The sequence below is a fragment of the Streptomyces sp. NBC_01244 genome, assembly GCF_035987325.1.
GTDB lineage: Bacteria > Actinomycetota > Actinomycetes > Streptomycetales > Streptomycetaceae > Streptomyces.
Genome location: NZ_CP108488.1, coordinates 9,000,945 through 9,022,375 on the forward strand (window position 1 = coordinate 9,000,945; position 21,431 = coordinate 9,022,375).

Genomic DNA, 21,431 nt, shown 5'->3' on the forward strand with positions numbered 1-21,431 from the left:
GGTCTATGTCAAGACATGCTCGAAGTGGCGGCCGAATGAGCATCATCGAGCACCGGGACCCGGATCGCCGCGCATCGGCCCTGCGCGCCGACCGGACGCCGGCCTCACCCGCTACGGCGTCTCGGCCGCACCCGCCACCGCGACCGGGGACGATCCGCCCGCGACGGACATCCGGGGTGCTCCGGTCCCGTCCGCGGGGACGCTCCAGACGTCGCTCGCGCGTCCGTCCGCGCCCGGCAGGGCGTAGGCGACCGTCCCGTCGTCCGTCCAGGCCGCCTGGTCGTCCACGCCGCGCGTCTCGGCGAGCGGGGTCTCGGCCATCGTCCGCAGGTCGAGGACGTACAGCCGCCAGGGTGCGGCCGGGTCGTCGGACACCTTCTTCTTGAAGGCGACCCGCGTGTTGTCGGGCGACAGGGAGGGGCATTCGACGTTCTCCCGCAGCGTCCTCGCCGACCAGTCGCCCATGTTCCCCTCGACGAGGTACGTACGCCCCTTCGTCGAGACGGTCGCGTAGAAGCGGCTGTCGTCTCGGGCGAAGCTCACGCCCCAGTAGTTGACGTCGGGGGAGTGGTGGCGGACACCGTCGATGGTGAGCGGTATCTCCTCCAGGGACTTCACCAGGTATCCCGTGCGCAGGTCCAGGACGGCCGTCCGGGTGGAGAATCCGGTCGTGGAGTACGAGTCCCCGGTGGCGAACACGGTCCAGGCGAGCATCTGCCCGGACGCGGACACCCGGGCCCGGGTCGGAACCCCCGGCACGGTCGTCCGGCTCACTTCGCGCAGCCGCCGGTCGAGGACGACGGCGTACGTCTTCGGCAGCACCCCGGGCTCGGCGCGCAGGCAGAGGGCGGTGCCCCCGGCGGCGTGGAAGCGGTCGCAGACGGGCCCGCCCGCGGTGCGGTCGGCGCCGCCCGCCGTCGCGGTCAGGGGCTGGTGCGCCACCCGTCCCGTGGCGGTGTCCCGGAAGTACAGGGCGGGACCGCCGAGGTCGAAGGACGCCTCGGCGCCGACCTGTCGGCCGTCCGGCCGGTGCCCCGCGTGCAGGGCGTACCCGGCGGCGGAGCCCGTGAGGAGGACGACCGCGGCGACGGTGACGGCGGTACGGGCCCGGGCGCCGAGCCGCCGCGCGGGCGCCGGGGTGGTGAGCGGCGTGGTCATGAGGTGCTCCTCTCACTGGTGGGGGATCGCGTCGGCACCACGGCGGTGGCGGGGGCGTCCGGGGCGTCCGGGGCTGCCGGATGGCGCGGAGAATCCGGATTGCGCGGATCACCCGGACCGCGGGCCTCATCCGGACCGCCCGGCACGCCCGGCACGCCCGGATCGCGCGGCAGCAGCGCCCAGCCGCCCGCCAGCGCGGCGAGCAGCACCGCCGTCGCCCCCCAGAGCGCGGGCCGCGGCCCCCACACCGTCCACGCGGCGCCGAAGCCCGCCGCGGCGAGCATCCGGGCCAGGGCCTGGCCGGTCTGGAGCACGGCCAGCCCGCCCGCTCGGCCCCCGGCGGGCAGGACCGGCCCGGCGAGGGCCATCAGCACCCCGTCGGTGGCCGCGTAGAACACCCCGAGCAGGGCGAGGACGGCCGCGAGGAGGAGCGGGGCCGGCCCGCCGGCCGGGGCGAGCAGGACGAGGTAGGCGCCGAGCAGGGCGAGGTGTCCGTAGAGGAACGGCAGCCGGCGCCCCACCCGGTCGGCGATCCGGCCCACCGGGACGGCCAGGAGCAGATAGCCCGCGGCCGCACCGAGCGGCAGCAGCGGGAACCAGCCGGGGTCCAGGCCCAGTCGGCGCTGGAGCAGGAGGTAGACGAAGGCGTCGCCGATGGTGGCGCCGCCGAGCAGGGCGGCGGCCCAGAGGATCCGCCGGAAGGCGGGGTCGCGCAGCGCGCCGAACGCCTTGCTCCGGGGCGGAGCCGGGCCGGGCGTCGTGGCCGGGCGGTGGTACCCGGGAACGTGGAGGACCAGGATCAGCACGCCGAGCAGGCCGCAGCAGAAGCTGGCGACGAACACCGCGTCGTACGCGCCCGCGGTCGCCCAGAGCAGGGCGAAGGCGGCGAGCGGACCGAGCAGGGCGCCGGTGGTGTCCATGGCCCGGTGCACGCCGAAGGACCGGCCGAGTTCCTCGGGAGGGCTGTTGAGGGTGATCAGGGCGTCGCGGGGCGCCGTACGGATGCCCTTGCCGACCCGGTCGGCGGCCAGGGCCGCCGCGATCCCGCCGGTGGCGCCGCCCGCGAGCAGCAGGCCGAGCCGGGAGCAGGCCGAGACGGCGTAGCCGATCCCCGCGACGTGCTTGTACCGGTGGCCGCGGTCGGCGAGGTGCCCGCCGAGCAGCCGTACGACCGCGCCGGCTCCTCCCATCAGCCCGTCGAGGAAGCCGAATTGGAGGGGTGAGAGGCCGAGCCCGAGGACGAGGTAGAGGGGCAGCACCGCGCTGACCATCTCGGAGGAGACGTCGGTGACGAGGCTGACCGTGCCGAGCGCCAGGACGGCGGCGGGGACGCGCCGGCCCGCCCCCGTGGTGGGGGGCGGGGCCGGAGCGGCCCGGCGGCCTGTGGTGGCCAGGTACATCAGTGGCAGGTGTACTTCGGGCTGGTGTCCTTCGTGGTCCCGTCGGTGGCGACGTAGCTCCAGCTGTAGCCGGAGTCGGTGAAGTCCAGCTTCAGGACCCCGTACGTACCGCTGATCCGCTTCTGGCTGTTGGGCTGGACGTCCTCGATGTCGTAGGGGTCGGCGCCGCCCATGCCGCCGACGATCTCGGTGATCCCGTCGGCGGTGGCCTTCCCGTTCGGGTCCTGCGGGGCGAACCGCTCGTAGTGGTGGTCGTGCCCGCCCAGCACGAGGTCGGCCTTGGCGCCGTACAGGATGTTCCAGACCGGCTTGCTCACCGGGTCGTTGCCGTGCCCGCCGGAGGAGTACAGCGGGTGGTGCCAGTAGGCGGCGATGCAGCCCTTGGAGTTCGCGGCGAGGTCGGCCTTGAGCCAGTCGATCTGGGCCTTCTGGTCGAAGGAGTTGGAGTCGAGGGCGATGAAGTGCCAGTTGCCCTCGTTGAAGCTGTAGTAGCTCTTGCCCTGGGGGTAGGCGACGGCTCCGAAGTAGGCCTTGTAGCCGGCGAGCGGGCCTGCCGGGTCGTAGGTCTCGTGGTTGCCGGGCACCGGGCGGGTCTTGTCCTTGAACGCGCCCCAGGAGGTGTCGTAGTAGTTCCGGTAGTCGGAGATCCGGGCGTCGTCGTACTGGTTGTCGCCCATCGTCAGATAGAACTTCGGGTTGATCTTCTGGGCCTGCGCGGCGGTCTTGGGGTGGGCGCAGGAGCTGTCCGAGGCGGTGCACTGGGCGGCGATGTCACCGGCGGCGACCACGGTGAAGGCGCCGGTCGGCGGGGGAGTCCCGTCGAGGGTGCCGTACACCTCGACCTCGTACAGGGAGTACCCGTAGGAGGTGCCGCGGGCTGTTCCGTACACGCGCAGGTAGCGGCCGCTGCCGGAGAGGGCGGTCCAGTCGTCGGTGCCGCCGTTCCCGGCCGTCTCGTTGGCGAGCCGGGTCCAGGTGGTGCCGTCGGCCGAGATCTCGACCCGGTACGTCTTGGCGTACGCGGCCTCCCAACGCAGCGCCACCCGCGTGACGTTGGCGTTCGCGCCGAGGTCGACGCGGATCCACTGCGGGTCCTTGCCCTCGACGCTGGCCCACCGGGTGGTGGTGCTGCCGTCGAAGGCGTTCTGCGGACCGAAGCCCGAACTCTCCACGGAGGACGCCGTGGCGGTCTTGCCGCGCGAGATGAGGGGGTCTGCGGCGGCGCCGGCCCGTTCGGGATAGGCGAGCAACAGGCCGCCCACGAGGAGCAGTACGGCGGTGATGACCACGCCGATCGTGCGGCGCGATGTGTAAACATGAGGTGTGCTTGGGGTGTTCAGGCGCATTCCTGACTCCCTGGCCTGGTGGGTGGCGAGAGCTGGCACCGGTACGAGACCACGCGCCCCCGACCGGGTGCGGGCAGGGGCGGGCGTGGTCACAGCGGCCGGGTCAGAGCTCTCGCTGAGCGCGTCATGCCCACGGATGCGGGCACCGCGCCGAGCCGCCGAAGCGGGATGCTAGCAAACAGGAAACTTTCCTACCAGTCATTCGCGGCAGGAGCTTCCGGAGCTTCTGGCTTCAGGAGCTTCAGGGGCTTCAGGGGCGGTCGGGAGCGGTCAGGAGAGGCCGGGAAGGTCGGGAGCGTTCAGGAGATCGCGTACCACTGGCTGGCCCAGCCGGTGTTGATCGTGCTGGTGGACTGCTCGGAGAGGTTCACGCCGGCCGGGAGCGAGGTCTGACCGGTCAGGACGGTGCTGTAGCGCAGGCTCGGCGGGTTCAGACCCGCGTTCACCGAGATCCCGGCGCCCGTGGCCTTGAGGGTGAGGGCGTTCGTGGCCCAGTTGCCGTTGAGGAGGAGGGCGACGAAGTACGTGCCGGGGGCGGCGGCGAACGGTTTGGCGAGGGGGAACGGCTTGGCGATCGCGTCGGTCATCAGCTGCGGGGAGATGTCCGCGGTGGACGCGACCAGGGTGCCCTTGGCGTCGTACACGCCGAGGTAGCAGTTGGACAGCTGGGCGTTCGGGTCGATGCCGGCCAGCCCCAGCCAGATGTTGGACCAGGTGAGCTGCTCGCGCAGCACCATCCGGACCAGGGTGACCCGTCCGCCGACCCCGGCGGCGGACTGGGCGGTGACGTGCCCCGCGTCGTTCGGATCCCCGGTCCAGGCCAGCAGGTTCTGGTCCTGCGGCCGCGGCCCCTCGTACCCGGCGCCACCCGGCACCGGCCCGGGGGAGGCCGCTGCCGACGGGGAAGCGCCGGCTGCCCCCTTCCCGGCCGTGCCCCCACCGGACGCCGAGCAGCCGGACAGGACGAGGGCCGCCGCGATCACGGCGGCGAGGCCGGCCGAGGCGGTGGTGGTTCGGGTGCGCATGGTCCCCCCATGAGGTGCTGATGTACGAAGGAAGCCATGGTCACACGGGCTGCGCCCGCGTCACTGGCCCACCCTCCCGTCGACGCATTCGCGCAACAGGTCGGCGTGCCCGCAGTGACGCGCGTACTCCTCGATCCGGTGCACCATCAACTCCCGCACCGCGATCCGGTCCTTCCCCAGCCGCTCGCCCAGATCCGGGTGCGCGGCCAGCGCGGCGTCGGTCGCGGCCTGCTCGCGCTCCAGATCGGCGTACGCACCGTCGACCGCGGCCTGCTCGGCGACGGCTCCGTCGAAGTCACCGTCGCGCTTGCCGTACAGCTTCGGCAGCGGATCGCCTTCGGTGATCCAGTTCTGCCAGTCCCGTTCCACCTCGGCGAGGTGGCGCACCAGACCGAGCAGCGACATCGTCGACGGCGGGACCGAGCGCCGGGACAGCTGCTCCGGATCCAGGCCCTCGCACTTCATCCGCAGGGTCAGGCGGTAGTCCGTGAGGAAGTCCTGCAAGGTGGCGAGCTCGCCTTCCGAACCGCTCTCTCCGCTGTTGCGGGGGTCCTCGTCCGGGTCCGCCCACATGTCGGGGTAGACGGTCGCCCGGGTCCATCGCTCGCCTTGATCACTCATGCGCCCCATGGTCGTCCGTGAGGGAGCGAGCCCGCCAGCGGATTTCCCCCGGGAACGCAGAAAGGCAAGGAGGTGTTTCCACTCCTTGCCACTCTCAACTTATAGCGCACGGGGGGGCTTGCGGCAAGGCCCCGGTGATGCCGCAAAATCACTGACCGAAGGCGGAACCCGTGGAAATGGTGATTGCGTGACGACCGAAGTGCCCGACGCGACCAACGCGACCGATACGGCCGACGCGACCGAGGTGAGGGGAATGACCGACGTGACCGACGCAAGCAACCCGACGGGCGTCAGCAACGTGACGGGCGTCAGCGACGTGACGGGCGTGAGCGACGTGACGGACGTGACCGTGGTCGGTGGTGGACCGACCGGTTTGATGCTGGCGGCAGAGTTGCGGCTGCACGGCGTCCGCGTGGTCGTGGTGGAGAAGCTGACCGAGCCGACCGGAGAGTCCCGCGGCCAGGGCCTGCACACGCGCAGCGTCGAGCTGATGGACCAGCGCGGGCTGCTGGACCGATTCCTCGCCGTCAGCGAGAAGTTCCAGGTCGGCGGCCTGTTCGGCGGCATCATGAAGCCGTGGCCGGACCAGCTGGACACGGCGCACCCGTACGGCCTCGCCATCCCGCAGCCGGTCACCGAGCGGCTGCTCGGCGAGCACGCGCGCGAAGTCGGCACCGAGATCCGGCACGGCTGCGAAGCGGTCGGCCTGAGCCAGGACGAGGACGGGGTGACCGTCGAGCTGGCGGACGGCACGCGCCTGCGCTCGCGCTACCTCGTCGGATGCGACGGCGGCCGCAGCGCGGTGCGCAAACTCCTCGGCGTCGGCTTCCCGGGCGAACCCGCCACGGTCGAGACCCTGTTGGGGCACATGGAGGTGGCCGCGGATCCGGAGACGATCGCCGCGGTCGTCGCGGAGGTCAACAAGACCCAGCTCCGCTTCGGCGTCCACGCGGGCGAGGACGGCTCGTGCCGCATCATCGTCCCCGCCGACGGCGTGTCCGAGGACCGCAGCGCGCCGACCCTGGAGGAGTTCAAGCAGCAGCTACGGGCCTTCGGGGGCACCGACTTCGGTGTGCACTCGCCGCGCTGGCTGTCCCGCTTCGGCGACGCCACCCGGCAGGCCGAGCAGTACCGGGTCGGCCGGGTCCTGCTGGCCGGCGACGCGGCGCACATCCACCCGCCGACCGGCGGCCAGGGACTCAACCTCGGCGTGCAGGACGCCTTCAACCTCGGCTGGAAGCTCGCCGCCGCCGTCAACGGCTGGGCCCCGCAAGACCTCCTCGACAGCTACCACGCCGAACGCCACCCGGTGGGCGCCGCCGTACTGGACAACACCCGAGCACAGATCACGCTGATGGGAAGCGACGCGGGACCCACCGCGCTGCGGAAGCTGTTCGCGAAGCTGATGGACTTCGAGGAGGTGAACCGGTACGTGACGGGGATGATCACCGCGGTCGAGGTCCGCTACGACTTCGGCGAGGGCCACGAACTGCTCGGCCGCAGGCTGCGGGACGTGGAGCTGAAGCGCGGGCGCCTGTACGAGCTGATGCACACCGGCCGCGGACTCCTGCTCGACCAGACCGGCCGGCTCTCGGTCTCCGGGTGGGCCGACCGGATCGATCACGTCGTCGACGTCAGTGAGGAACTGGACGCGCCCGCCGTACTGCTGCGCCCGGACGGCCACGTGGCATGGGTCGGCGAAGACCAGCACGACCTCGACGCCCACCTGCCGAAGTGGTTCGGCGCCGCCATGGCCTGAGCACGCGCGGCCGCCGCCCGGCTCCTACCGGTACTGGTTCCTGTACTCCTCGCCTGATGGGCCGAAGTCCATGAAAGGAGTGGCGAGGAACGCGATGAGCAGGAGCACGCCGACGATGCCGGAGGACAGGGGGAGGATCCCCGGTATCCACCGCCCCGCACCGTCGGCGCGAACGGCCTTGCCGGGGTCACGCGGGTCGTAGCTGACCTCGAGGCTGTGGCGGCCGCTCGAGTCGAGGAACCTCCACGCGTTCCCGTCCAGGTCCGAGTACAGGTAGAGCCACGGCTGAGCGGAGTCGTGGGCGTGGTCGGCCGTCACCGTGATGCCGTGCCGGGGCAGGCGCCAGGGCCTGAGGCCCTCCGGGGCCAACAGCCAGGCGGCGATCGTGAACGTGAAGCCGACGCCACCGGAGAGGACGGTGAAAACGACGTTGACGGGGTCCGCGAAGATCACGACGATCACGCTCATGGCGATGATGGCGAGGAAGGACCCCGCCACGAGCCACTTGAGCTTCCGGTACACCGCTTCCCTCGGGGTCCTGGTCTCCTGCTCACGCTCGGTGGTACGGGTGATGACGAGGGCGGAGCCGTCGACCACGACGGAGCCGTCGACCACGACGGAGCCGGAGCCGGAGTCGGCGGCGCCGGCCGGCGGAAGCGCGGCGTTCACCGCCCGGGCGAAGGCGGTGGCCGCGGCCTCGCTGACGTCCTCGACCCGGTAGACGGTCGGCGCGGTCGCGGCGGGCGCCGTGAGCCTGACCTCGACGGACCGCCCTTCCGCGTGGACGTGCGCGATCGCCGCGAAGGGTATGCGGTGCTCCTGGGGTGCCTGGCGCAGGACCAACTCCTGGTCGCCGACGCGGAGATCCGTCCCGTTCCTGCCGTGGAGAACGGGTGCGGAAGGTGTGATCGACATGGCCGGATTCTATGCACGAGCCGCGCTAACTCCGTACGGCGAGCAGCTGCCGCCAGCGTGGCTGCTCGGCGATCAGGCTGGCCGCGACCAGCACCGTCACGGCGACGGCGGCCCACGTCGGCCAAGCTGCCCAGGACGAGACGACGGCCACGCCCAGTTGGAGCAGGACCAAGCCGACGGTCACCGCGCCGGGGACGGGCACGAGGATCTTCTCCCTCACCATCCCGTTGTCGCCCGGGGTGGCGAAGAGGGCCAGTACGGCCAGCAGCAGGACGACCGACACCACGGCGAGCAGCACGGAGTACGGTGCGAGCGCCCAGGGAGTGGCAACCCAGGCGGCCAGCATGCTGAGGAAGCGGAGGGGGTCCGCCAGGCGTGTCACATGCCGACTTTCCCACACGATGCGGCGGTGCGGGGAGCTTCTGGCAGCGTGCAAATGCCCTGCAAGGCAAGGTAGTTGATCGCTTCCTGGCTCAAAACATCGGCCCGCGCTCCCTGTCCGGGGTCCGTTGCCTTCAGGTCGTCCAGCTCACGGCGTAGTACAGCAGTCGCGCGTCCTCGCCGGCGGGGAGCATGCCGGCGGCCGTCATGACGTGCTGCGAGGCCGTGTTCTCCCGGTCGGTGTCGCCCGACACCGAGGCCGCCCCGTGAGCGCGGGCGTGCTCCAGCAGGGCCCGCAGGGCCTCGGCGGCGTAGCCCCGGCCCCGCACGGCGGGCACCAGCCCGTAGCCGGCGATCACCCGGCCCTCCTCGTCGGCGGGGCCGTGGAACCCCGCGCCGCCGATCAGCAGCCCGTCGGAGCGGCGCTGGATCTCGAACGCCCCGTACGGTGCGGGGTCGCCCGTGTCGGCCAGCACCCGCAGATACCGTTCGGCCCCGGCCAGGTCGCCGGCGTCCGGGTACCCCTCGGCCCAGCGGTCCTCCGGGCCCGGTGTTCCGGCAGCGAGCCGCCGGGCCCGGTCCGCGTCCAGCGGGAGGAGGGTGAGGCGTCGGGTCTGCAGAGGGTCCATCCCCCAGGGGATAGCAGCCGCGCTCCGCGTACCGCATCCGGATTTCCGCTGCCCGGGCCTGCGCCGACACAGCAGCTGCTCCCAACTGTCCTTCCCGGGAGGCGGGGTGCTCGGTCATGGCGATCCGCGGGCACCTCCCGGCCCCGGACGCGTTCTGGCATGATCGCCTGATCCGCCGACCGGGACGAGAGGGTGCCAGCCGTGACCGACAAGCCGTCACTGCGTGACTACATCGACCGCTACGCGGCGGGCGAGATCCCCCGCGACGAGGCACTGGAGGCCATCGCGGCCTGGGACTTCGACGAAGAGTGGTTCGACCCGGCCCACACGGCGCCGACACACCAGGACAACACCCTGGCCGTGGTCAACCAGGCGCGGGGACTCGGAAAACTGACGGCAGAGGACATCGAGCGGATCAGGGCGCGCCTGGCGCACCGCGGGCTCTGATCGCGGGTCTGACCGCGGAACGTCGGCGTCGAGCAGGGAGGGAACGAGCGTGCTGTTGGCGGGGGAACACGAGCAGCCGGTCTACCGGGAGCTCCAGCAGCGGATGGGCCCGGGCGGAGACCTGTCGGTGGCAGGGGAGTTCGACACCAGGAACCGCCACGCGCCGGGGGGTCTGTGGACCCCCGAACGGGCGCTCCTGCACGACGCGGTCATCGAGCGCTTCAAGGACCGGTGCAAGGGGAAACCGCAGGACGGTCACGCCGTGCTCATGACGGGCGGAGCGCCCGGCTCCGGCAAGGGCAGGGCGCAGCGCGGTCTGTCGCAGTGGCAGGCGCAGGACACCGAACTCGGTGACGAGCTGCGCCGCGTGCACGGTGTGGACCTCGAGGACTACGTCCTTCTCGATCCGGACGAGTTCAAGGTGTCGCTCTTCGAGCAGGGCGGCGCACCGGAGCTTCCCGCGCACCTGGACCGGCTGTCCGACGGCCGGCCGCTGTCCCCGTCGGAGAAGGCTTCCCTGGTCCACCGGGAGTCGGGCCACGTCCAGGACGTGATCGAGCGGTGGGCCCGCGCCGAGGGCTACAACCTGCTCTACGACCAGTCCCTGCGGGCCCTCGGGTGGACTTCGAACCTCTTGGCGGACCTGCGGCGCGAGGGCTACGACCAGCGCGTCGTGCTGTCCGTGGAGGTCCCCGAGCAGCAATGCCTGGAGCAGAACGCCGCCCGGTGGCTGTCGGGCAGGCGGGAGTTCGATGCCGGCCGCGACTGGTACGGCGGCCGCATGGCGCCGGAGGGCTTCATCAAGGGCCTCTACGCGGACAGCGCCACGGGCCGCGGGTACTCCGTCGGCCGGGAGAACGCCGAGAAGCTGGCCGAGGAGGGTCTGGCCACCGGGCTGATCACCACCGACAGGGGCGACTTCGGTGCGCGGCCCGCACCGACGTCCACCGCCGCGGCCCCGGCCCGTACGGGTGACCGCACTCCCGCGCGTACTTTCCGGCAGGGTGACGCCGCGGTGCGGGTGACCAGGGGCGCCGGGTTCCTGCCCGGTGTGGAGATCCCCCGTACCCACGTACCGCCCCCGAGGGGTACGTCGGCCCCGGCCGTTCCCCCGCCGTCGGGGCCGGGGCCCGCGCGCGGTCCGGGCGCCGGTCTCTGAAGGCACCTGCTGCCCGTGCCGGAGGCGAGATTCCCGGCTCGGGTGTCACGCGCGCCCTGAGGCGGCAGGAAGCGGAACACGCGGGAACCGTCTGTGATGCCTGCTCCACCTGGGGTAATGCCTTGACGTGCGTGTCGAACAGACTATCGAATACGGTCTACGCTGGAGAGACCGGATGGGGAGCCGGGTGTCGACGATCGGGGGCTGATCAGGAGCTGGAGGTGGTGACGCGATGTTCGCGCACCTGCATGTCGCCTCCGGCTATTCGGTGCGCTACGGCGCGGCGCTGCCCGGACGACTGGCCGAGCGGGCGGCGGAGCAGGGCCTGCGGGAGCTGGCGCTGACCGACCGGGACACGGTGTCCGGGGCGGTGCGGTTCGCCCAGGCCTGCGCGAAGGCCGGGATCCGGCCACTGTTCGGTGCGGACCTCGCGGTCCCGCTCCTCGGCCCGGCCGGCCCGGCGCCGTCGAAGGGCCGCACCCCGGCCCGGGGCGGCGCCTTCGTCGCGGACTCCGCACCGCGGGTCACCCTGCTGGCCCGCGACGCCACCGGCTGGGCCAACCTGTGCGCGCTGATCACCGCCGCCTGGGCCGCCCGGCAGCAGGCCGGCGGCGGGCAGCCGATCGTCACCTGGCCCGCGGTCCAGCAGCACGCCGAAGGATTGACCGTACTGCTGGGCCCGGCCTCCGAGCCGGTACGGGCGCTCGCCGACGGTCGTCCGGACCGGGCGGCCGACCTCCTTGCACCGTGGCGGGAGGCGTTCGGGCAGCACCTCCGGCTGGAGGCCGTGCACCACCGCCGCACCGGCACGGGGCCCGGCTCGCTCCGGCTGGCCGCCCGCACGCTCGGACTGGCGGCCGACCTCGACCTGCTCGCCGTCCTGACCAACGCCGTCCGCTACGCGACCCCGGACCAAGCGCCGACCGCCGACGTACTGGACTCGGCCCGCCTGCTCACCCCCATCCGGCCCGACCGCACCTGCAACGGCGAGCGGTCGCTGAAGAGCGCCACCGAGATGGGCGAGCTCGCCGAGGAAGTCGCCCGGGCAGCCGGACAGGAGAACGGCGGGGCCGCACACCTGCTGGCCACCACCACCCGTACCGCCTCCGAGTGCCGCCTCGACCCGTACGCCGACCTCGGGATCGGCCGGGTCCACTTCCCCGAGGAACACGTCATCGGCCTGACCCCCGGCACGTCCGCCCGGACCCTGCGCCGGCGGTGCGAGGCGGCGATGATCCGCCACGGCTACGACCGCTCCGCCACCATGCGGACCCGCCTGGAGGAGGAGCTCCGGGTGCTGAACACGCTCGGCTGGCCCTCGTACGCCCTGACCGTGGCCCAAGTGGTCGACGACATCCGGGAGATGGGCATCCGGGTACAAGCCCGGGGGTCCGGCGCCGGCTCCCTGGTGGTGCACCTGCTCGGCATCTCCTTCGCCAACCCGCTGGAGCACGGACTGCTGATGGAACGGTTCGTCAACCTGCGCCGCCGCACGCTGCCGGACATCGACATCGACGTGGAGTCCGCCCGCCGCCTGGACGTCTACCGTCGGATCATGGACCGGTTCGGCACGGAGCGGGTCTGCACCCTCAGCATGCCGGAGACCTACCGGGTGCGGTGGGCGATCCGCGACGCCGGCCTGGCCCTCGGCCTGCCCCCGGACGAGGTCGGACGCCTGGCCAAGGCGTTCCCGCACATCGCCGCCCGCTCCGCCCGCACCGCGCTGCGCGAACTCCCGGAACTGCGGCAGGTCGCCGCCCACGCGGAGCGCTACGGGCGCCTGTGGGACCTCGTCGAAGGCCTCGACGCACTCCCGCGCGGCACCGCGATGCACCCCTGCGGCGTCATCCTCTCCGACGCCACCCTCCTCAAGCGCACTCCCGTCGTCCCGACCGCCACCGAAGGCTTCCCCGCCACCGTCTTCGACAAGGAAGACGTCGAAAAGGACGGCCTGGGCCTGCTGAAGCTCGACGTCCTGGGCGTACGGATGCAGAGCTCGATGGCGTACGCGGTCCGCGAGATCGAACGCACCACCGGCGAGCGCATCGACCTGGACGACCGCACTCAGGTGCCGCTGAGCGACCCGGCCGCCTACGAGCTGCTGCGCGAGGGCGAGTCGCTGGGCGTCTTCCAGCTGGAGTCCCCCGGCCAGAAGGACCTCCTCGGCCGGCTCCAGCCGGAGACCTTCGCCGATCTGGTGGCCGAGATCTCGTTGTTCCGCCCGGGCCCGGTCCAGGCGGACATGATCCGCCCCTTCCTCCTCGGCCGGCACGGCAAGAAGCCCGTCACCTATCCCCACCCCGACCTGGAGCGTTGGCTGCGCTCCACCTACGGGGTGGTCATCTACAACGAGCAGGTGGCGGGCCTGTTCGCCACCATGACCCGGAGCGACCTGGCCATGGGCGAGGAGGCGCGCCGTGCCCTGGCCCAGCCGGAGCGCCTGGCGAAGCTCCGGACCTGGTACCGGGAGAGCGCCACCGCGGCCGGCTACCGGCCGGAGGTGATCGACAGGGTGTGGCGGATGCTGGAGAACATGGGGGCCTACGGCTTCGCGAAGGCGCACGCGACCGCCTTCGCGCTGCCCACCCTGCAGTCGGCCTGGCTGAAGGCGCACTACGCGGCGCCGTTCTACGCCGGGCTGCTGGAGCACGACCCCGGCATGTACCCGAAGCGGCTGGTGCTGTCCGACGCCCGCCGCCGCGGCGTGCCGATCCTGCCGCTCGACGTCCAGTACTCCGCCACCGGTTACCGCACCGAGCGGCTCCCGGACGGCAGGCTGGGACTCCGGGTCTCGCTGGCCGACGTCCAGGGCATCACCGAGGAGCAGGCCGCCCGGATCGAAGGAGACCGTCCGTACACGGACCTCGCCGACTTCTGGGCCCGTGCCCGGCCCTCCCGCCCGGTGGCCGACCGCCTCGCGCGGATCGGCGCCTTCGCCACCCTCGCCCCCGGAGCCGGCCGCCGTGACCTGCTCCTGCAGATCGAGGAGCTCCACCGCCACCAGCGGACCTCCACCGGAGCCGGTCAGCTCACCCTGACCCCGGCCGGTGCGGGCCCGTACCCCGGGCCGAGCGGTCTGCCGGCGATGACGCCGAGCGAAGAACTGGACGCCGAGCTGGAGGTCATCGGCATGGACGCCTCCCGGCACCTGATGGAACCGCTGCACCCGCTGCTGGCCGAGCTCGGTGTCACCCCCTCCCACCGGCTGAAGGACCAGCCGTCCGGCGGGACCGTGCTGGTGGCCGGCGCGAAGGTCGCCATCCAGACCCCGCCCATGCGCTCCGGACGGCGCACCATCTTCGTCTCCCTGGACGACGGCAGCCCGGCCGGTCAGATCGACCTCACCTTCTTCGACGACACCCACGAGCAGGCCGCCTACCCGCTGTTCCACCACTTCCTGCTCCTGGCGCGCGGCACCGTCTCCCGCCGTGGCAAGTCCGTCTCCGTCATCGGCACCCACGCCTGGAACCTCCAGGACATCGCCGACGCCCACCGGGACGGCGGCCCCGCCGCCGTCCGCACGCTGCTCGCCGGCGAGCCCCCGCACTCCGACGGCGACGCCGTTTCGGCAGCCGGGCCGGCTCACGGCGGGCAGGGCGGTGGCGGCGCCGGGCGGCTGTGGCACGCGAGTCAGGGGAGCGCCGGATGACCAGTACCAGTACCAGTACCAGGGTGGCGATCGTTCACCTGCGCTTTCACCGCGTCGGCTTCGATATCTACCGCGAACTGTTCACGGTGCTCGGTGACGTCACCCCCGTCGTCCAGGCGCTCCCTCCGGACGGCGCGCTGCTGGATCTGGCCGGTGCCACGCGCTACTTCGGGCAGTCCCCGGTGGAGCTCGCGGACCGGCTCCAGACGCGGCTCGCGGCCCGGTACGGGCTGGTCAGCACGGGCGGGATCGGCCCGAACCGGATCCTGGCCACCCTGGCCGCCGACACCGCCCCGCCCGGCACCGTCCGGGTGCTGCCCGACGATCCGGCCGAACAGGAGCGGTTCCTGCACGGCTGCCGGGTGCGGGCACTGCCCGGGGTCGGGGCCGTCCTGGAACGCTCGCTGCTCCGGTACGGGATCGAGACGATCGGCGACCTGGCCGCGCTCCCGCTGTCCACGGTGCAGCGGATCGCCGGTGCTTCGACCGGTCGCCTCCTGCACGAACGGGCTCAAGGGGTAGACCTCCGCACCGTCATCCCGGCCGGACCTCCCGCCACCATCGCCAGCGCCCGGCGCTTCGACCGGGACGTCCTCGACCCGGCCGAGGTCCGCCGCGCCCTGCTCGGCGCGGCCACGGATCTCGGATCCCGGCTCCGGATCGCCGGCCAGGTCGCCCGGACGGTCGAGTTGCAGGTCACCTACGCCGACCGGTCGGCCACCACGCGTTCGCGCACGCTGCGCGAGCCCACCGCGCACACGCCCTGCCTCCAGCAGACGTTGTACGGACTGTTCTCCGCACTCGGGCTGCAACGGGCGCGCGTGCGGGCGGTGAGCGCCCGGGTCGGCGAGCTGACCGACTCGGCCGGCGCCGCCGAGCAACTGACCTTCGACCGGCACACCGAGAACGCCCGCGCGCTGGAGCCGGTCATCGACCGGGTCGGCCGCCGCTTCGGCGCCGGCGCCGTACACCCGGCCTCGCTCCTCACCCCGAGGCCGGCACCTCGGCGGTCCTTATCGGGCGAGCGCCCTGCGCAGAGCGCTCGCCCTGCGCGCGGACGCCCCCACCCCGAGGGGATCCGGGTACCGGCGGGTTTGGAGCAATGTGCCGGTCGGCCCCGTGGCCGGCAGGCGTTACCCACAACTGCGCCGTCCCGATCGAGCCGGGCTCCGGGAGGAACCCGCCATTTCCGTCCGGGGGCGGCCTCGGTGGGCCGGAGCGGGGTTAACGTCCCCGAATGTCCTCGAACACACAGGCGCCTTCCGCCAGTTCACCCAGCCGTCGCGGCCTCCTGCGTACCGCCCTGGCCGGCACGGCGGCCGCCGGGTCCGTCCTCGGGCTCGGCTCGGTCTTCCCCGTCTCCGCTTCAGAGGCCTCCGCCGGAGCCTTGGGCGGGGCCTTGGACGGGGCCCGGCCGCAGACCCCGGAGGAGGCGCTGCGGCGCCTGGCGGCCGGCAACAGGCGCTGGGCGGCGTACCGCCAGCAGCACCCGCACGAGTCGCGTTCCGTACGCCTCCAGGTGGCGCGGGAGCAGCACCCCTTCGCGATCGTGCTGGGCTGCGTCGACTCCCGGGTGCCGCCGGAGCTCGTCTTCGACCAGGGGCTCGGTGATCTGCTGACCGTACGAGCGGCGGGCGAGGTGCTGGACGAAGCGGTGCTCGGCAGCATCGCGTACGGGGTCCTGGAGCTCGAGGTCCCCCTGGTCCTGGTCCTCGCCCACCAGTCGTGCGGGGCCGTCGGCGCCGCGGTGCACGCCGACGAGACGGGTACCGAGCTGCCCGCCCACATCCAGTACCTGGCCGAGCAGATCCGGCCCTCCATCGACCACGGCCAGTACGGTGAGGCCCGGGTCGCCGCCACCATCGACGCGCACGCGCGCCGGACCCGCGGCCTGCTGGCGGCGGAGCCGGACCTGGCCCGGAGGATAGCCACCGGCCGGCTCGCCGTGGCGGTCGCACGCTACGACCTGGTCGACCAGAGGGTCCGCATGCTGCGCACCGAGTAATTACCGTTCGCATATCATCGCCGCCACGCAAAGGCACCGCCCCGCAAACACTCAAAGACGCCGCCACGCAAAAACACCCCGGACCGATTGACGGCCGGGGTGTTTGTCTGCGTATATTTGATGTTTCACATCGAAGCAGAGCTGAGACGTGAAAAAGCTTATGAGGACACCTTACCGCGTCAGGAGTGGAATTGTCAACCGAAGAATTCCGGAATGAGCAGCAATTCATCACGGCTCTCTACGCGCGCCTCGACGACCTGCGGGAGCAGGCCGAACGCGCCGTCCAGGGTGCGCTCGGCGAGGCCGGCGGCGGGTTCCAGGCGCGCCTGGAGCGGGATGTCGTGGTCGCTGAGCAGTCCGGTCTGCTTTCCGCTCTGAACTCGGGCGAAAGCGGCCTGTGTTTCGGCCGGCTGGAGTTCTCCGACGGCTCGGACCACCACATCGGCCGCATTGGAATCAGGCAGGACGACGGGGAGCGCACCCCTCTCGTACTCGATTGGCGGGCCGATGTCGCACGGCCGTTCTATCTGGCGACCGGATATTCCCCCATGGGGCTGCGCCGGCGCCGCCACATCACCACCCGGGGCCGCGAGGTCACGGCCCTGCACGACGAGATCCTCGACCTCGCCGACACCGAGCGCACCGGCCACGAGGGGGCCGACGCGGACGCCGTGCTGCTCTCCGCGCTCGACGCCGCCCGGACCGGCCGGATGCACGACATCGTCCAGACCATCCAGGCCGAGCAGGACCGCATCATCCGCTCCACCCACCGCGGCGTCCTGGTGGTGGAGGGCGGCCCGGGCACCGGCAAGACCGCCGTGGCCCTGCACCGTGCCGCTTACCTGCTCTACGCGCACCGCGAGCTGCTCGCCAAGCGAGGCGTGCTGATCGTCGGGCCGAACCCGGCCTTCCTCGGCTACATCGGCCAGGTCCTCCCGGCCCTCGGCGAGACCGGGGTCCTGCTCGCGACCCCGGGCGAGCTGTTCCCGGGAGTGCGCGCGAGCGCCGCCGACCGCCCCGGCGCCGCCGCCGTCAAGGGGCGCGCGGAGATGGCCGGCATCCTCGCCCGCGTCGTGAGCGACCGGCAGACGCTGCCGGAGACCGTGCCCGCGGGCAGCGGCGAGGACGCCGACGTGGTCCCCGAACCGGCCCTGGAGATCGACCACGACGACTACGGGACGCTGCTGCTCGACCGGACCATGGCCCACGAGGCCCGGGACCGGGCCCGCGCCACCGGACTGCCGCACAACCTGGCGCGCCCGTACTTCGCCTTCCGGATCATCGACGCGCTCACCGAACAGCTCGCCGACCGGCTCGGCGCCGACCCCTACGGCGGCCCCAACCTGCTCGGCCCCGACGACATCGCCCAGCTGGGCAAGGAGATCGCGACCAGCGCCGAGGTGCACGCCGCCATCGACACGCTGTGGCCCCCGCTCACCCCCCGGCAGCTGATCTCCGACTACCTCGCCGAGCCCACCCACCTCCCCGAGCGGGAGGCCGAGCTGATCCGGCGTACGACGACGGGCGGGGCGGACTGGACCCCGGCCGACGTCCCGCTGCTCGACGAGGCCGCCGAGCTGCTCGGGGTCGACGACACCGCGCGGCGCGCCGCCGAGGAGCGCGAGCGCCTCGAACGCGTCGCGTACGCGCAGGGCGTGCTGGACCTGTCGGCCGGATCGGACTCCTACGAGTTCGAGGACATGGAGAACGAGTTCCTCGCGGCCCACGACATCATCGACGCCGAGCGGATGGCGGAGCGCCAGGAGGAGGCCGACCACCGCAGCGCGGCCGAACGGGCCGCCGCCGACCGCACCTGGGCCTTCGGGCACGTCATCGTGGACGAGGCGCAGGAACTGTCCGCCATGGCCTGGCGCCTGCTCATGCGGCGCTGCCCGACCCGTTCCATGACGCTGGTGGGCGACCCGGCTCAGACCGGTGACGAAGCCGGCTGCGGTTCCTGGCAGCAGATCCTCGCGCCCTATGTGGAAGACCGCTGGGACCTGGTGCGCCTAGGCGTCAACTACCGTACGCCCGCCGAGATCATGGAGCTGGCGGCAGCCGTGCTCCGGGCCCGGCACCCGGGCTTCGAGCCGCCGAGCTCGGTCCGTGCCACGGGGCGCCGGCCCTGGGTGGCGCGGACCGACGACCTGGCCGCGGCGGTGGCCGACGCGGTACGGGAGGGCGCGCCGGCCGAGGGCCGCCTCGCGGTGATCGCCCCGCGCCCGCTGCACGAGGAACTGGCGGCCGTGCTGCCCGGCGTGCGGGCGGGGGAGGAGCCCGACCTCACCCGACCGGTGGTCCTGCTCGCGCCGCGGCAGGCCAAGGGCCTGGAGTTCGACACGGTGATCGTCGTGGAACCGGCCGACCACGAACCCAGCGACCTCTACGTGGCCCTGACGCGAGCGACCCAGACCCTGGGCGTGCTCCACACCGGCCGGCTGCCGCAGGGCCTGGACGAACAGCCGTAGACGGGCCGGCATCGACGGCCGGTGTCCGCAGGCCGGGATCTACGGGCCGCCCCTCGGCGGCCTGGCCTGGCCCTGCTCGTCGCACGGGAGCCGGTCCGCCGGGTAGTCGGCCAGGAAGTCCCGGACCGACTCCTTCTCGACCTCCGACATCTGCGTGGGTTCCACCACGATCACACCGCCGAAGGGGCGGTCCACGTCCCGGATGATGAGCAGGGTCGCGGTCAGCAGCACGGTGACGACGACCAAGGCGCTGAGCGGACCCTTGTTGGCCTTGCGCGGCAGGCACAGGCCGAGGCCGACGACGGTCACGGCGAGGTTGACCAGCATGAACCAGTAGATCAGGTTCGGGATGGTCGGAGTGGATTCGGCCATCCTGGCCTGCCGGCCCAGGGACCGCTGATCATCCGCGGTGACCAGCATGCCGAAGGTGGGGCTGCCCGTGCCCAGTTCCTTGAAGGTCGCGCGGAAGTCCCTGCTCCACACGCTGGGGGCCGGGGAACCCTTTCCCCCGGCCATGGCCGGCCATTCCTTGTACTCGACGGCACGCGCGTAGCAGACGGCGTCACCGCGCAGCCGTTGGCGCAAGGCCGGGGGAGCGTAGTCCGCCACCTCCGCGAGGTGGTCCAGTGCGTGCGCCTCCGCCCGCGCGGCGTCGTCGGCCCGCCCGTTGGAGCTGGAGGCGGTGACGAGCATGAACGCGAGGATCAGGATCGTCAGGGTCATCAGGGGCCCGATGAGGTCGCGCACGCCCATGCCCTCGGTGTCGTCACCGCCCATCAGCCGGGGGCGCAGGAACCGGTTCGCGGCAAGCCCGGCGGCCAGCGCGAGGAAGGCGACGAGAAGGGTGACCGTCACCGGCCGGCCTCCCCGGCCGCGGTACCGGGCGGCCCCGTCACGTATCCCACCAAGATCTCCTTCGTCGACTGCCGGTGCCCCCGGTCGGATCGCCCTTCCGTGATCCTCCTGTCCGTCCCGCACGGGCCGCGCCCGCAGCGCCTGAACGCCACCCGCACGCCACCCGCACGAGTGCGGCGGTAGTGCCGTTCGGCAGAGGCGCGGAGTCCCGTACCGGAGGAACTCACCCGGCCACCCGGGTGAGTTCAGGAGCGGATCCCTGCCGCCGCGGTCCGGATCCCGCTACAACCGGGGCGTGATCGAGAAGATGACGGCGCGCGGCCTGTCCGCACTCGCCGCGACCCTGACGGCCGTGCTCGCGGTGGCCCTGGCCCCCGACCCGGTGCGTGCGGCCGAAGGGGCGCCCCGTACCGGCTTCGAGGCCACGTACGGAGCGCACTGGACCAGTGAGTCCCAGGAACGTGAGCTGCTCCGTGCCGTCGGCCGGCACGGCGAGCGCGCCACCGTCCGGACCATCGGTACGACCGTGCGCGGTCGCCCGCTGCGGCTGGTGAGCCTGGGCCGGGGTCCCGTCACCGTGCTGCTGGTGTGCAGCCAGCACGGAGACGAGCCGGCGGGGCGCGAGGCCTGCCTGAGTACCGTCCGGGACCTCGCCCACGCCCGGGACGCGGAGGCCCGGCGCTTCCTGGAGACCGTCACCCTGCTCGTGGTCCCGACCGCCAACCCGGACGGGCGGGCGGCCGGTACCCGCCCCAACGCCGGGGGCACCGACATCAACCGCGATCACATGGCCTTGACCTCGCCCGAGGCGCGGGCGATGGCCGCCGTGCTGCGCGATCACCGGCCGCACCTCGTGTACGACCTGCACGAGTACCGGGCGACACCGGGGACGTACGACAAGGACCTCTTCGACCTCTGGCCGCGCAACCTCAACACCGACCCGGCGGTGTACGCGCAGTCCCGCGCCCTGTCCGCCGCGTACGTACGCGGTGCGGCCCACGCCGCCGGCCACTCCACCGGGACCTACGGCATCCGCACCGACCCCGTCACCGGCACCCCCGTCGGGCAGTCCGCGGGCGACGGCCAGGAGCGGATCCTGCGCAACACGGCGGGCGTCAAGCACGCGGTCGCGCTGCTGATCGAAAGCCGCATCGAAGCACTCGCGGGGCCGGTCGGGGACGCGGAGCGGGCCGATCCCTCCCTCAACCGCCGCCGCCGGGTCGACTCCCAACTGACAGCCCTGCGCGGCCTGTTCGCCTACGTCTCCACGCGTACGGGCCCCCTGGCGGCGGCCTCGGACGGAGCCCGCCGGGCGGCGGGGAACGTGGTGGGCCCGGTCCCGCTGGGCGGCGCGGACAACGCCCCCGCCGCCGGGGGCGAGATCCTCACCGACCCACCCTGCGGCTACCGGCTCAACCCGGACCAGTACGCCTCGGCCGGCAGCCGCCTCGCCCTCCACGGCGTGCGGGCCGTACCCGCCGCGGGCGGCGGCGCGTTCGTTCCGCTGAGCCAGCCCCTACGCGCCCTCGTGGTGCTCCTCCTCGACGGCCGGGCCCCGCACCGGATCGCAACGGGGCAGCCCGCGCCGATCTGCTGACGTTTCGTCACTTCGGG

16 protein-coding genes and 1 pseudogene are annotated in these 21,431 nt (G+C 72.7%); 8 read left to right on the forward strand and 9 right to left on the reverse strand.

Translation table 11 applies throughout. The features are described from left to right. Positions 1–111 precede the first annotated feature (111 nt). From OG247_RS40050 to OG247_RS40070, 5 genes are all read right to left on the reverse strand, one after another. Complete coding sequence (locus OG247_RS40050) at positions 112–1,158, reverse strand: hypothetical protein (protein ID WP_327256876.1); 1,047 nt, start codon at positions 1,156–1,158, stop codon at positions 112–114. Next, positions 1,155–2,558, reverse strand: a complete 1,404-nt coding sequence (locus OG247_RS40055) for an MFS transporter (RefSeq protein WP_327256877.1) — start codon at positions 2,556–2,558, stop codon at positions 1,155–1,157. The genes OG247_RS40050 and OG247_RS40055 overlap by 4 nt, the downstream gene beginning before the upstream one ends. Next, complete coding sequence (locus OG247_RS40060; protein ID WP_327256878.1) at positions 2,558–3,904, reverse strand: discoidin domain-containing protein; 1,347 nt, start codon at positions 3,902–3,904, stop codon at positions 2,558–2,560. Before OG247_RS40060 ends, OG247_RS40055 begins: the two co-directional genes overlap by 1 nt. Before the next feature lie 299 nt (positions 3,905–4,203). Beyond that, on the reverse strand, positions 4,204–4,929 hold the full coding sequence (locus OG247_RS40065) for a hypothetical protein (protein ID WP_327256879.1): 726 nt from the start codon (positions 4,927–4,929) through the stop codon (positions 4,204–4,206). Between the two features lie 60 nt (positions 4,930–4,989). Continuing rightward, positions 4,990–5,559 (reverse strand): DinB family protein, encoded by a 570-nt coding sequence (locus tag OG247_RS40070; protein ID WP_327256880.1) that lies wholly within the window; start codon positions 5,557–5,559, stop codon positions 4,990–4,992. Positions 5,560–5,884: 325 nt separating this feature from the next. On the opposite strand from OG247_RS40070, the gene rox reads away from it, so the two are divergent. Next, entirely contained in the window at positions 5,885–7,309 is a 1,425-nt protein-coding gene (gene rox / locus OG247_RS40075; RefSeq protein ID WP_327257801.1) for a rifampin monooxygenase, read from the forward strand. A gap of 24 nt (positions 7,310–7,333) precedes the next feature. On the opposite strand, the gene OG247_RS40080 is transcribed toward rox, so the two are convergent. The 3 genes from OG247_RS40080 to OG247_RS40090 form a co-directional block, all read right to left on the reverse strand. After that, a complete protein-coding gene (locus OG247_RS40080; protein ID WP_327256881.1) occupies positions 7,334–8,224 on the reverse strand; it encodes a hypothetical protein in 891 nt (296 codons plus the stop codon). A 25-nt stretch (positions 8,225–8,249) separates the two neighbouring features. Further along, entirely contained in the window at positions 8,250–8,606 is a 357-nt protein-coding gene (locus tag OG247_RS40085) for a hypothetical protein (protein ID WP_327256882.1), read from the reverse strand. Between the two features lie 133 nt (positions 8,607–8,739). Further along, complete coding sequence (locus OG247_RS40090) at positions 8,740–9,234, reverse strand: GNAT family N-acetyltransferase (protein ID WP_327256883.1); 495 nt, start codon at positions 9,232–9,234, stop codon at positions 8,740–8,742. A gap of 201 nt (positions 9,235–9,435) precedes the next feature. Here OG247_RS40090 and OG247_RS40095 point away from each other — a divergent pair, with 201 nt between their 5' ends. The 6 genes and pseudogenes from OG247_RS40095 (at position 9,436) to OG247_RS40120 (ending at position 18,962) form a co-directional block, all read left to right on the forward strand. After that, on the forward strand, positions 9,436–9,681 hold the full coding sequence (locus OG247_RS40095; protein ID WP_327256884.1) for a hypothetical protein: 246 nt from the start codon (positions 9,436–9,438) through the stop codon (positions 9,679–9,681). Positions 9,682–9,730: 49 nt separating this feature from the next. Next, positions 9,731–10,840, forward strand: coding sequence for a zeta toxin family protein (locus OG247_RS40100; protein WP_327256885.1), 1,110 nt, complete (start codon positions 9,731–9,733; stop codon positions 10,838–10,840). A gap of 232 nt (positions 10,841–11,072) precedes the next feature. Beyond that, the gene (locus OG247_RS40105; RefSeq protein ID WP_327256886.1) at positions 11,073–14,489 is read left to right on the forward strand and encodes a DNA polymerase III subunit alpha; all 3,417 of its coding nucleotides are present in this window, start codon (positions 11,073–11,075) and stop codon (positions 14,487–14,489) included. Continuing rightward, a pseudogene (locus OG247_RS40110) lies at positions 14,486–15,313 on the forward strand (DNA polymerase Y family protein); the annotation flags it as partial. The gene OG247_RS40105 and the pseudogene OG247_RS40110, both read left to right, overlap by 4 nt. Positions 15,314–15,726: 413 nt before the next feature. After that, the gene (locus OG247_RS40115; protein WP_327256887.1) at positions 15,727–16,494 is read left to right on the forward strand and encodes a carbonic anhydrase; all 768 of its coding nucleotides are present in this window, start codon (positions 15,727–15,729) and stop codon (positions 16,492–16,494) included. A 191-nt stretch (positions 16,495–16,685) separates the two neighbouring features. Beyond that, a complete protein-coding gene (locus OG247_RS40120; RefSeq protein WP_327256888.1) occupies positions 16,686–18,962 on the forward strand; it encodes a HelD family protein in 2,277 nt (758 codons plus the stop codon). Positions 18,963–19,001: 39 nt separating this feature from the next. Here OG247_RS40120 and OG247_RS40125 read toward each other — a convergent pair whose 3' ends face one another. After that, on the reverse strand, positions 19,002–19,817 hold the full coding sequence (locus OG247_RS40125) for a bestrophin-like domain (RefSeq protein WP_327256889.1): 816 nt from the start codon (positions 19,815–19,817) through the stop codon (positions 19,002–19,004). A gap of 307 nt (positions 19,818–20,124) precedes the next feature. Between OG247_RS40125 and OG247_RS40130 the strand changes: the two genes are divergently transcribed. Then, entirely contained in the window at positions 20,125–21,414 is a 1,290-nt protein-coding gene (locus tag OG247_RS40130; protein ID WP_327257802.1) for a M14 family metallopeptidase, read from the forward strand. The last annotated feature ends 17 nt before the right edge of the window (positions 21,415–21,431 follow it).

Coding starts and splice junctions, on each gene's coding strand:
- OG247_RS40070 (WP_327256880.1), bottom strand. CDS start 5,559: ATGGGGCGCATGAGTGATCAAGGCGAGCGATGGACCCGGGCGACCGTC.
- OG247_RS40055 (WP_327256877.1), bottom strand. CDS start 2,558: ATGTACCTGGCCACCACAGGCCGCCGGGCCGCTCCGGCCCCGCCCCCC.
- OG247_RS40065 (WP_327256879.1), bottom strand. CDS start 4,929: ATGCGCACCCGAACCACCACCGCCTCGGCCGGCCTCGCCGCCGTGATC.
- OG247_RS40130 (WP_327257802.1), top strand. CDS start 20,125: ATGACGGCGCGCGGCCTGTCCGCACTCGCCGCGACCCTGACGGCCGTG.
- OG247_RS40105 (WP_327256886.1), top strand. CDS start 11,073: ATGTTCGCGCACCTGCATGTCGCCTCCGGCTATTCGGTGCGCTACGGC.
- OG247_RS40050 (WP_327256876.1), bottom strand. CDS start 1,158: ATGACCACGCCGCTCACCACCCCGGCGCCCGCGCGGCGGCTCGGCGCC.
- OG247_RS40115 (WP_327256887.1), top strand. CDS start 15,727: ATGTCCTCGAACACACAGGCGCCTTCCGCCAGTTCACCCAGCCGTCGC.
- OG247_RS40080 (WP_327256881.1), bottom strand. CDS start 8,224: ATGTCGATCACACCTTCCGCACCCGTTCTCCACGGCAGGAACGGGACG.
- OG247_RS40060 (WP_327256878.1), bottom strand. CDS start 3,904: ATGCGCCTGAACACCCCAAGCACACCTCATGTTTACACATCGCGCCGC.
- OG247_RS40090 (WP_327256883.1), bottom strand. CDS start 9,234: ATGGACCCTCTGCAGACCCGACGCCTCACCCTCCTCCCGCTGGACGCG.